Below are 12,245 nucleotides of genomic sequence, written 5' to 3'. Positions count from 1 at the left end.
TCATATAAAGCGAATTCGGTTGAATGACTAAAATTACTCTTGTTGGACGGCTGGACGAGCCGGTGAATCAACAAGCTTACGCACACTCGTCGAAGCCACAAGCATGGCGAGAATAATCAAGGCAATCGCGACAATAAGCTGCAATCCATCCGTCAAGAAAGAGAACCCGCCTGTATACAGCACTTTTTTCACGATACCATAGACTGACATCAACAGAGCTAGCACGGTAGCGCTAAACATAAACAACATGGGAATATAGAGCATCTTGCCTTGCCGACCTGTTACCTTTAGGAATACGGCCAAGGCAATTAATACTAGGGCGGAGCAAAGCTGATTCGCCGCCCCAAAGAGCGGCCAGAGATTCATATAACCGCCGAGACAGAGCAGATAGCCAAAGAAAAGTGTCAGGATCGTAGCAAAATATTTGTTCGTAAAGATTTTTTGCACTGTCGTCATTTGCACCGGATCCGTCGTATCCCCCGTAAACAATTCTTGTAAACACATACGGCCAATTCGCCCCACCGAATCCAAGGTGGTTAAAGCCAGGGCTGATACGCACATCGTAATAATACAGGTTGCAATCGCGCTAGGCAGGCCGAACATAGCCATAAAATTGCCGACAGAGGCTGAAAAAATCTGGAAAGGTGTGCCTTTTGGCAGAACGCCGCCTACCGAAGCCGCCCCTACTACAATGAGAGCGACTACGGCTAAAATTGTTTCCACCATCATCGCGCCATAGCCGACAAAGAGCATATCTTTCTCGTTGGAAATCGTTTTTGAGGATGTACCAGACGAAACGAGACTGTGAAAACCAGATACAGCGCCGCAAGCAATCGTAATGAAGAGAATGGGAAACATGGGTTTACCGCCCACTTCAAAGCCACTGAAGGCTGGTAATTCAATCGTTGGGTTCGTAAAAATAACACCAACAACACCACTTAAAATCATCCCTAGCAGCAAAAAGGAACTCAAATAGTCGCGCGGCTCCATAAGCAGCCACATCGGCATAACTGCTGCCATAAACATATAAGCAAAAACCACATAAATCCAAGTCGTTTTTGTAAAGTACAGAGGATAAGCAATCCCAACGGCCAGCATTGCCGCAATTAATACAAGGGCGACAGCCAGTTTCGTTTTTTCGGACAAGGGATATTTTTTTAGGAAAAGTCCGAAGAAAATAGCCACAACAATATACAGCATGGAAATAGACGCAGCCGCCGCATTCGGCGTCGCCAAAGCGCCATTTGCACTAAAACCATTAAAAGTTGTTGCTACAATATCGGCAAAAGCGGCAATGATTAAGAGCGTAAATAGCCAGGAAAAGAGCAAGAACATGCGCTTGCCGGTTTTGCCGATATATTGTTCAATCATCATACCAATCGATTTTCCATCATTTTTTACGGAAGCATATAATGCTGTAAAGTCTTGTACGGCGCCAAAAAAGATACCGCCAATCATCAGCCAGAGCATAACCGGCGCCCAACCAAACATAGCGGCTATAATCGGACCTGTGACTGGGCCCGCCCCGGCAATCGACGAAAATTGATGGGTAAAAACAGTAAACTTAGAGGAAGGGACATAATCATCCCCATCTTCAAAACGGTAGGCCGGTGTTTTCGCCTGAGGATCAATTCCCCAAAGCTTCGCCAGCCAGCGGCCGTAAATGAAGTAACCACTTGCACAAACAATAATTGCAATTGCTAATAAAGTTAATCCATTCATGTGAAATAGCTCCTTTTTATATATTGTCAGAGAAAAATAAAACCTTCGCCTCCCATGGATATTCCATGTTGAAGACGAAGGAATAAATTCTCCGCGTTACCACTTCATTTGCCGCTTGCGCAACCGCTCACTCATATCGGGATGCAATCCGAATATGGTTCTTCATAACGGTAGAATACCGGATATGCCTACTTCTGTTCAGCATTCTGCTCACAGAGGAGATAGGAAGAAGTTTTTCTACTGCCTTGCACCAACCGACAGCTCTCTGCCAGAAAAATCTGCTTCTGTTTTATTCTGATCATCGCATTTTTAAAACCTCTATGGAGTTACTATGCAACACGTGCTTTACAACGTAACATTTGCTTTACAATATAACACGCGTTTTTTTCTTTGTCAACCAAATTTCCCTGTGGCAATTTTCAAACTTTTTATGTTTTTTCTTATTTCAGCTCACTTCTTAGCAATTTCCCGAATACGCTATAGCGTAAGCCTCTGTAAACAGTCTTATGTAAAATAATGAAGTGGAGTGAGACTATGAAACTAGAAGAAATTAAATTCGGTACTGTCACGATTTTAGTCAATGTCGGCGGTACTGCACCACTTGTAATAACAGGCACAGTCCTCGCTGAACTGCCGCGTCATCATGACGATCCGCCAACGTGTTTCCCGAAAAAAATTGAAATTGACGGCGAAGTAACCGCCGAAGAAGAGTTCTTCATTGTCCGCGTCACCTCAGCCGTTCTTCCAGTCGGCTTCCCCTTAACAATCGCCGAATTAACGACAGACCTAGCGATTAATGTAAACTCTATTATCCTTGTACTACCAGTTACCGTCGTATAATTAACAGGCCAATAAAAATCGCCGATCAAAAAAATTTCTTTCTGAATCGGCGGTTTTCTTATTTCATTACCATTCGTGCTGTTTATTCATATTGGAATTGCCGCAGCGTCCCTTTTAAGTCTTCCGCTAATCGTGCTAGCTCTTGGCTTGATGCGGCAAGCTCTTCTACCATAGAAGATTCTTTTTCCGTACCTAATGATATATTTTTAGTGGCGGCAGCCATCTGGGCGCCAATCTCATAAATTTCTTGCATGGCGTCAATCACTTCATCACTTTCACTGCTAACGCTTTTCACAAAATCAGTTGTACGTAAAGTCTGCTGCGATACCTTTTCCACCGTAGCGGCAATTTCAACAAATTTGCTGACTGTGGCTTCTACAACTTGCGTGCCCGCAAGAATTTCGGTATTCCCCTCTTCCATAGCAACGATTGTTTCATTCGTACCATTTTGCACATCACGAATTAAAACGGCAATTTCTTTGGCAGCGGTCTGCGATTGCTCTGCCAAATTCCGTACTTCTGCCGCTACTACCGCAAAGCCGCGACCGCGATCTCCAGCATGAGCCGCTTCGATGGCGGCATTGAGCGCTAACAAATTGGTTTGACTGGCAATCCCGCCGATCGTATCGACTACAGAGCTGATCCGATCTGACTGCTCCCCTAAATTTTTAATAGCGGCAGTCAACTGAGCTACACGCTGCTCAACATGTTTCATTTGATTCGTAGCTGCTTGAGCAGACTCTCTGCCTAATTGGGCCGCTGTAGCTGCATCCTGTGATGCAGCAGCCGTTTCATCAAGATTTACTGCCGCTTGCTGCATATTTTCTGTCATTTTACGGATAACTGTTTCTGCCATTTTAACCTTCTGCACCTGTCGCTGTGCGCCGCTGGCAATTTGCACCGTAGCAGCAGCAATTTCCGTAGCTGAAGCAGCTGAGGCTTCAGCAATACCGCTCATTTCTTGTGAAGAAGCCGAGACAAGGTCAGCTGACTGGACAACCTTTCGAATCAGTCGCTGCATTTCCTGATTGATTAAGTGAAAGGCATTTGCTAAAATGCCTGATTCGTCTTTTGCTGCTAAATCATTAGGAGCAACTGCCAGCGTAAAATCCCCCTTGGCAATAGCCGCTGCGTGAACGCCCGCACGCTGAATCGGCCTGGTCACAGCAAGCACAAGTAAAACACCCCAGGCGATTACAAGGAAGAGAACGCTAACTACCACAGCAATAACTAGCCGCTTATTACTGACAAGTTTCGCTTCATTCTTTACTTTTAGCTGTGCTGAAGCCTCATTATTAAACTGAGCCAGCTCTTCCAAATTACGAATGAAAGCTTCCGCTAGTGGACGAGCGGATTGATTATACAGTGCATAAGCCGCATTGTTATTGTTTTGCAAAGCCAGCGCAATAATTTGATCACGATACGTCATATACGCTTTTAAGTTCTGCTCCATTTCAGTCAGTTTACGACGCTCAAAATCAGTTAAAGGCGTGCTTTCAAACTGCTTTATGTTCTGACGAAATAGTGCGGCCCGTTGATCAATGCTTTGCAGCAATTCTCGTTTTTTCGCCAAATCAGTTGTAACCATAGTTTCAAACAGATCTGTCTGAATGGCTCTCGTATAAGTAGCATTCTCATTCAGCCACTGCACAGGCAGCAGCCTTTCTTGATATAAAATAGCAATATCATCATTAGCCGCCATAAGATGATAATAACCTAAAGCCCCCACCGAACTTAGCGCTAGGGCGATAAAGGTGACAAAACCTAAAATTTTCACCGACATTTTTACATCAATGAGCCGTCGCATCATACAGTTCACTTCCCCTTATTTATCTATAAACAGAATTTATTGTTGCAATGAACAGCGAATCATATAATTAGTCTCCCTTTTTTGCAAAATAGATACTGCCTAAAAAAATATGCAAAAGCTAAACTAAGACCAAGCTAAAATAATTGAAAACCTATTAGCCGATATTGTAAAGAAAGAAAAAGAGCGTGGTATTCTAAGACGCTAATGTAGTATAATAGGCATAGATTTTGAACGGCAATTTCCATAGCTGCTGTTAATTTAAGAAGAATGATGAGGGATAGAGATGAGTATTAAATCGCTTACACCGCTGGAAGGGCGGTATGGAGCCATTACTGCGCCTCTAGGCGACTTTTTTTCGGAATGGGCTTTGATTAAATATCGGATTCATGTTGAAGTCGAATGGCTAATTGCCATGGCTAGTAATTCGTCTTTTCCAGAAATCCGTTCATTTACCACAGAAGAAATCACTTTTTTACGTAACATCGTCGCTAATTTTGATGATACAGCGGCGGCAAGAATCAAAGAAATTGAACGAACGACAAACCATGATGTAAAAGCAGTAGAATATTTTTTACGCGAAACGCTCGGCGCTATGTCGCTGGCTGACATACTGGAATTTATACATTTTTCTTGCACCTCTGAAGACATTAACAACCTTTCCTATGCATTAATGCTGAAAGACGGCATCGAAAAAGTCTGGCTGCCAGCAGCAGAAAATTTGACTACAATCGTTGCCGAAATGGCAGAAGCCGATAAACAGGTTCCTATGCTGGCCCACACGCACGGTCAAGCAGCCTCACCGACAACCGTCGGCAAAGAGCTTGCGGTATTCGTGTACCGTTGGCAGCGTCAATTAAAACAAATTCGCCTACAAGAATACTTAGGAAAATTCAACGGCGCCGTTGGCAACTTCAATGCCCACAGCATCGCTTACCCCGAAGCAGATTGGGAAGCTGTATCACGTGATTTTGTCGAAGGACTCGGATTGAACTATAATCCTCTGACTACCCAAATTGAATCACATGACTATGTGGCAGAAGTCTTCCACGCCATGACCCGCTTCAATAATATTCTCCTCGACTTCGACCGCGATATGTGGCTCTATATTTCCATGGGCTACTTCAAACAAAAAGCGATTGCTGGCGAAGTTGGTTCTTCCACCATGCCGCATAAAGTAAATCCGATCGACTTTGAAAACTCCGAAGCGAATCTGGGTTTAAGCAATGCTGTACTTGATCACTTAGCGAACAAACTGCCGATTTCCCGCTTGCAACGTGATTTGAGTGACTCTTCGGCCCAGCGCAATATTGGTACAGGCATCGCCCATTCCCATCTAGCCATTACCTATACCTTAAAAGGTCTGAAGAAAACGGTCATCAATGAAGACGCCCTCTCTGAGCATTTAACTCATGCCTGGGAAGTACTGGCGGAAGCTGTGCAAACGGTCATGCGCAAACATGGTCATGCCAATTCCTACGATAAGCTCAAAGCCATTACTCGCGGCAAAGGCATCAGCGAAGAAGACATTAAAGCCTTCATCGCCAGTGTAGATCTGCCGGAAGCTGATAAGAAACGGCTACTTGCTTTGACTCCCTCGGAATACATCGGCATTGGCCCTGCTTTACTAAAACATATTTAAACCGCTATAAACTTTAATTCAGTCTAGATAAAAAGCTCCTGCCTATAATAGGTCAGGAGCTTTTGTCATCTAGCTATTATTATTTTGCAAAAACTGCATTGCTGCTTCTGCTGGCACAGGCCGACTGAAAATGTAGCCTTGAATTCGATCACAATCCTTGGCTTTTAAATAGGCAAGCTGTCTTTCTGTTTCTACTCCCTCAGCTACAACATTGAGATTCATCATATGAGCCATAGCAATCATCGAAGCAATCATTTTCTCGCCTTGTCCATCAACAGTAATCATATCAATAAAGGATTTATCAATTTTAAGCGTCTCTACAGGCAATTTGTGCAAATAAGTTAAAGAAGAATAGCCTGTGCCAAAATCATCCAAAGACATCCTGACACCAAACTCTTTCAGCCTTGTTAGCTTCTTTGTTGCATCCTCTATAGAAGTCAGTAAAAAGCTTTCCGTAATTTCAAGTTCCAGCTGCTGCGGTTTTATACCGACTTGAGTAATCGTTTGTTCGATAAACGAGAGAAATTCCGCATCATCAAGCTGTCTGGATGAAATATTAACAGCCACAGGAATCTGTTCCCATCCCTGCTCGGCAAGCTGCTTAGCAAATCGACAGGCTTCTTCAAAAACCCAGCGACCAATGCTATGAATCATTCCTGCCTGCTCTGCCAACGGAATAAATAGAGACGGTGGAATGGCCCCATACTCAGAACTATTCCAGCGTAACAGAGCCTCAAAACCAGCGGTTCGCCCTTCACGCAACAGGATCTGCGGCTGATACACCAAAAAAAGCTCGCCTCGCGGCAAAGCATACCGCAGACCACTTGTTAAACGCATCTTTTCGTAGGCTGCAGTCTGCATCATTTTCGTATAAAAGCGCCAACAATTTTTGCCGCTTCGCTTGGCAGCGTACATGGCATTATCAGCATTTTTTACTACCTCTTCCATCGTATCGCCGTCAGCAGGATATGCAGCGATGCCGATACTCGCGGACATGTGAAAATGCGTTTCCGCCACTGTATAGGTTTTTCCTAAAACCTCAAGTAACCGCACCACAGCAGTTTCAGCACTGCTGTAATCATGGCCATGTGGCAAAACTACAACAAATTCATCGCCACCAACCCGCGCAACAAAAGCCTCGTTCCCCAAGGTTTCAATAATTCTTCGCCCTGTGGCAATAATAATTTCGTCACCACAACTATGACCATAAGTATCATTCACTAGCTTTAAATCATCTAAATCAACAAACAAGACAAACCCAGCAGTTTTTCCCTGCCGAGCTTTGTCTACTTCTTCCTGTAACCACTCTGTTAGATAGCGGCGATTTGGCAAATCTGTTAAAGGATCATAATAAGCCATACGCTGAATGACAGCGTCTTGACGACGGTGTTCTTTTTCAGCTAACCGAATCTCTGTATTATCTCGGACAACCACCATATGACAAGGCTCGCCTGCCACATAAATCAAGGAGGCCGACAATTGCCCATAACGAACTTGCCCATCTTTACGCCGAAAAGGCACTTCCATATGGGAAATAGAACCGTACCGCTGTTGCTCGGCCGCCATCTTGTCTCGTTCAGCTGGATCAACCCAAATTCCTAAATCAATCGCTTTTTTCCCAATGACTTCTTCCCGAGAAAAACCACTCATCCGAACAAAACCTTCATTCACTTCAAGATAAGTTCCATCCATTCGGCTGATCGTAATTGTATCAGGACTCAGATAGAATGCCTGAGAAAATTTTTCTTCGGACAAGCGCAGACCTTCAGCAATTCTTTGGCGCTCTTTTACTTCCGCTTGCAAGGCGCTTACAAGCTCAGCATTACGCAAGGACAAAGCAGCAAGATCAGCAAATCGGCGCAAAAGAATCAATTCATCCTCTGCAAGACGCTTTTCCGGTTCGGTAAAGGCAACGCCAATGGCGCCAAACATCTTCTCAGCATCTTTTAACGGTACCACAACAAAATAATGAACGGCATCAAAAATACGGTCAGGTAGTCGTTTTTCCCAACGGCAATAATCTCTTACTTCAACAACTTCACCAGTTTGATGGGCCTCACCAACAATACCTTCAGACAGATTTCCTCCTACTAAAAGACCAGTAAATATGCCAGTACCTATTTTCAGCTGAAAGTGCTCCTTAGCCTCATCGACAAAATGAATAAAACTATGGGGGGCATTGAAAATTTCATTAATACTCCCAACAATTTTCCGTAATGAATCTTCCAAGTTAAGATCTTTAATCAGATCTAAGGCTACATCATGCAGTAAATTCAATACCCGATTTTGTTGATATAACTTATCTTCCTTGCTCATGAGTTCATCAAATTGCTGTCGCAGTTCTTCTTCCGTAGCTGTCAGCTCTTCATAAGCAGCCAAAAGATCCTCATGAAGCATCTGATACTTTCTTTCGCTTCTTTGCAGCACACGGCCTGACGTTGATACACTTAAATCTTTCACGGAACTTATTAAAACGCTACTGCCATTCCATTTAGCCTGTTGAAAACTGATTTCAACAGGAAAAAGCCCGCCATCGCGCCGACGATGAACCGTTTGCAAGACAATAGGCGTCTTTCGGCCTGCATTTAGTTGTGCCGCAACGGTTTCTGCTTTCTCCGGAGCATACAGATCAGCCGCAGTCAAAATACAAAACTCACTTGCCAAATAACCATAAAGCAAAGAAGCCGCTTCATTGTTGTATAAAATTTTTCCCTGATTATCAATAACCAGGATTCCATCATCAACCTGCTCTGAAAAAATTTGAAATCCATCACAATCAAATAAGGTTTCAATTTGCTTTTCCGGTTCTTGCTTATACAACGGAGCACTCTCCTTGGGGCCGCAACATACTAGCGCCTACTGTCTATTTACTGGGAAGTTTCTGTTTTAGCCTCTAAAAATCCTTTGTGCTCCAAAAAAGAAAATGCTCGAAATAAGCAAGACTAATCTACACTCAGAATCAACAGCTAATCTAAAAATCTACCCTAAGCTAACTTAAATTGTCTTGATGCTCTTTGCAATTTATGAGCGGCATCAGACAGTTCACTCGCAGAAGCATTGACTTCCTGCATAGCTCCTAGCTGGTTGGCGCCATTCGCTGCCGCTTCTTTGGCCTGAGCACTACTTTCCAGCGCAATATGAGCAATTTCATTCATTTTATCAGAAACCTCATCTGAACCAACGGCAATCGTGTTAGCAAAACCAAAAACTTCGCCAATCTGCTGATTCACCGTTTTGGCACTATCGACAATACGATGAAACGATTGCTGCGTGGTTTGAATCACTTGCGAACCAGCCATAACAACTTCTGTTTCAAATTTCATACTACTCACGGCTCGTTCTACATTATGTTGAATATCCTGAATGATTATTCCGATTTGAGAACTAGATAAGGTCGACTGTTCAGCAAGTCTGCGAACTTCTTCCGCGACTACACTAAATCCGCGGCCGTGCTCTCCCGCCCGCGCCGCCTCAATAGCGGCATTAAGGGCTAGTAAATTAGTCTGATCAGAAATGGCTTTAATCGTCTCGATAATTCCGCCGATTAGAGCTGATTTATTACCAAGTTCTAGAATAATTTGATTCGTTTCTTCCACACTCTGATGAATATGAACCATTTGCGAGTTTGTTTGCTCCACTGAGTCCGTACCGGCCTGGGCAATTTGTAAAGCCAGCCCTGCCGCCTCCTTGGTCGTCTGTACACTCCTTTCAATATTTTTAAGACCGATCAGCATTTTATCTATGGCTACTTTAATTTCATCAATCCGTTCAGCCTGACTTTGTGACCCTGCCGCCACTTGGCTCACTGCATCAATCACTTCTTGCGCGGCTTGCATCGTCGCCTCGGCTTGTCCCGATAAAATGGTAGACGTCTCATCAAAAACATCAACGCCCTGGGAAATATCGCCGACAAGTGACCGAAACCGATTTACCATGATATTCAACGATTTACAGAGCTGGCCAATTTCGTCCTTTTCCGTCATACAGCTTAAATTGGGCGTCAAATCACCGTGAGCTACCGTTTCAGCAAATTGAACACTACGCCGAATCGGCGCCGTTGTTAAATAAGCAATGTAGCAGCCATATACAATATTCAGCAAACTAGCCAAAGCAATAAGAACAAGAACCGCCTGCTGTTCAAATTCGGTTCCTTCTTTAACAAAATAATATGTAATAAATCCAGCAATCATTGTAATAGCTCCATTAACCGTAAAAGCCAGAACCAACTTCCAAGATAGTCTCAGATTGAACCACCACCGCACAATACTTGAGTGCGAAAAAGCAAATAAACTAAATTGTTCTAATATGTTGTCCATTGCTCTCCCCCTACTGTGATCTAAGCTAATACTTACAGTACCTAGAACAGATTTCAAAAGTCGCCCTATACCTTACCGCTTTAGTATACATTTCGTTTTGCCTTATTGTCAATCGATTCAAAATTATTTCTCAATAAAAAAACAAAGGCAGATTTTCTGCCTTTAAGCTGGTATAACGCCCCGAATCGTCCAACCATCGTCACCCCAGCGCAGTATGACTCGATATTGTCGGCCTGTATCAGCTTTAATCACCTGCACTAATGCTCTGTGTCGATTGACAGTAACTAAAGAAAAAGTGTCTTTTGCAGTATTAAACCCATAATCTCCTGCATGGTCTTGCACATAAGACACAGGACTCTGGTCATAATAGGCATACTCATTAAAATAGGTGTCTTCATTGTCTTGTCCGCTACGATAATACAGCTTGCCGTCTTTATACCATGCTTCATTTTCATCAGATCCTGGCCAGCTATGCTTATGCTCATGCCAGCCTTCTCTGGCCATAGACTGATCTTTTGCGGCCTGCTCTTGAGCAATTTTTGCTGTTTGTGGACTTAGCGGGGCCTCTGATGCAAAAGTTTTACTGACAGGCACGCCCGCTAAAACGGCGCCTGTCATGATAGCTGTTCCCACTAAAGCCGCCGCACGGCGCCGTAATTTTCGCCGTAATTGTTTCCGTTTTGCTAAGTTTTTTATCATACTATTCCCCCTCGCTTTGGTTTAATTCTAGTGTTTCGCATTTTTCAAAGCTGATGCGAGGGAAAAATAACAATCAGAGCAGGATTTCTGACACAGTTATGGAAGTCTTTAGTAAAATAATGTCAAAGAAAAAGGTGAATTTGTATGAATTATAAAGAACTACTAGAAAGCGCCCGCACCGCCCTCGGAACACATTGCAAGGCCTGCCCAGTCTGTAACGGAATTGCCTGTAAAAACACAATGCCCGGTCCAGGCGCTAAAGGTGTGGGCGATACAGCAATTCGCAATTATCAAAAATGGCAGGAAATCCGCGTTCAAATGGACACGCTTTGTGAAAATAAGCCTGTCGATACAACCTTCCATTTATTCGGAAAAACCTTCAAATACCCATTTTTTGCCGGTCCTGTCGGTGCTGTCAATCTGCACTACAGCGATAAACATACTGATATGACTTATAACGACATTCTGGTTTCCGCCTGCAAAGAAAACGGAATTGCCGCTTTCACTGGCGATGGCGCAAATCCAGAAGTGATGAAAAGCGCTACAGCAGCGATTGCTAAAGCAGAAGGCAGCGCAATTCCGACGGTAAAACCTTGGAATCTTGCGGTCATTCAAGAAAAAATGGAACTTGTCCATAAATCAGGCGCTTTTGCCGTAGCCATGGATATCGATGCCGCCGGATTGCCTTTTCTAAAAAACATGACGCCGCCTGCCGGCAGTAAATCCGTAGAAGAACTGCGGCAAATTGCTGAAATAGCCGACGCTCCCTTTATCGTCAAAGGCATTATGACAGTAAAAGGTGCGCTTAAAGCCAAAGAAGCTGGCGCTAAAGCTATTGTCGTTTCCAATCACGGCGGTCGCGTTCTTGACCAGTGTGCGGCCACTGTTGAAGTTTTGCCAGATATCGTTGCAGCCGTAGGCGACAGTATGAAAATATTCGTCGACGGCGGCATTCGTTCCGGCACTGATATATTCAAAGCTCTAGCCCTTGGCGCTGATGCCGTAATTATCGCCCGTCCCTTTGTTACAGCAGTGTATGGCGGCGATGCGGAGGGCGTAAAAATTTATATTGAAAAGCTCGCAGAAGAATTAAAAGATACCATGGCTATGTGCGGTGCTTTCACTTTAAATGAAATTACGAAAGACATGGTATTAAGACCCTAACAAACAAACTTAAAACCCTAACAAAAAACTCTCGGTGGGATTCAGTTGAATCACG

At 43.8% G+C, this 12,245-nt stretch carries 8 protein-coding genes and 1 other annotated feature; of the genes, 3 read left to right on the top strand and 5 right to left on the bottom strand.

Annotated elements, in window-relative coordinates:
* Positions 1–33 precede the first annotated feature (33 nt).
* On the bottom strand, positions 34–1,722 hold the full coding sequence (locus tag AC0NJP_RS08540) for a carbon starvation CstA family protein (protein ID WP_474699509.1): 1,689 nt from the start codon (positions 1,720–1,722) through the stop codon (positions 34–36).
* Between the two features lie 67 nt (positions 1,723–1,789).
* Positions 1,790–2,033, bottom strand: a binding site (T-box leader).
* Between the two features lie 223 nt (positions 2,034–2,256).
* Here AC0NJP_RS08540 and AC0NJP_RS08535 point away from each other — a divergent pair.
* A complete protein-coding gene (locus AC0NJP_RS08535) occupies positions 2,257–2,562 on the top strand; it encodes a hypothetical protein (RefSeq protein WP_474699508.1) in 306 nt (101 codons plus the stop codon).
* An 82-nt stretch (positions 2,563–2,644) separates the two neighbouring features.
* Here the strand turns inward: AC0NJP_RS08535 and AC0NJP_RS08530 are convergent, their stop codons facing one another.
* The gene (locus AC0NJP_RS08530; RefSeq protein WP_474699507.1) at positions 2,645–4,372 is read right to left on the bottom strand and encodes a methyl-accepting chemotaxis protein; all 1,728 of its coding nucleotides are present in this window, start codon (positions 4,370–4,372) and stop codon (positions 2,645–2,647) included.
* A 283-nt stretch (positions 4,373–4,655) separates the two neighbouring features.
* On the opposite strand from AC0NJP_RS08530, the gene purB reads away from it, so the two are divergent.
* Positions 4,656–6,011, top strand: a complete 1,356-nt coding sequence (gene purB, locus AC0NJP_RS08525; protein WP_474039616.1) for an adenylosuccinate lyase — start codon at positions 4,656–4,658, stop codon at positions 6,009–6,011.
* Positions 6,012–6,080: 69 nt separating this feature from the next.
* Here purB and AC0NJP_RS08520 read toward each other — a convergent pair whose 3' ends face one another.
* From AC0NJP_RS08520 to AC0NJP_RS08510, 3 genes are all read right to left on the bottom strand, one after another.
* Positions 6,081–8,831 carry an EAL domain-containing protein gene (locus tag AC0NJP_RS08520; protein ID WP_474699506.1) on the bottom strand — a complete coding sequence of 917 codons (2,751 nt, stop codon included), beginning with the start codon at positions 8,829–8,831 and terminating at the stop codon, positions 6,081–6,083.
* Between the two features lie 164 nt (positions 8,832–8,995).
* Positions 8,996–10,327, bottom strand: a complete 1,332-nt coding sequence (locus AC0NJP_RS08515) for a methyl-accepting chemotaxis protein (protein ID WP_474699505.1) — start codon at positions 10,325–10,327, stop codon at positions 8,996–8,998.
* A 162-nt stretch (positions 10,328–10,489) separates the two neighbouring features.
* Positions 10,490–11,026, bottom strand: a complete 537-nt coding sequence (locus tag AC0NJP_RS08510; RefSeq protein ID WP_474699504.1) for a hypothetical protein — start codon at positions 11,024–11,026, stop codon at positions 10,490–10,492.
* 144 nt (positions 11,027–11,170) lie between these two features.
* Here AC0NJP_RS08510 and AC0NJP_RS08505 point away from each other — a divergent pair, with 144 nt between their 5' ends.
* Complete coding sequence (locus AC0NJP_RS08505) at positions 11,171–12,190, top strand: alpha-hydroxy-acid oxidizing protein (RefSeq protein ID WP_474699503.1); 1,020 nt, start codon at positions 11,171–11,173, stop codon at positions 12,188–12,190.
* Positions 12,191–12,245: the final 55 nt, after the last annotated feature.

Source organism: Pelorhabdus sp. sgz311002 (genome assembly GCF_056134285.1).
The sequence above is the reverse complement of the archived record's forward strand: the minus strand, read 5'-3'. Positions and strand labels throughout refer to the sequence as shown.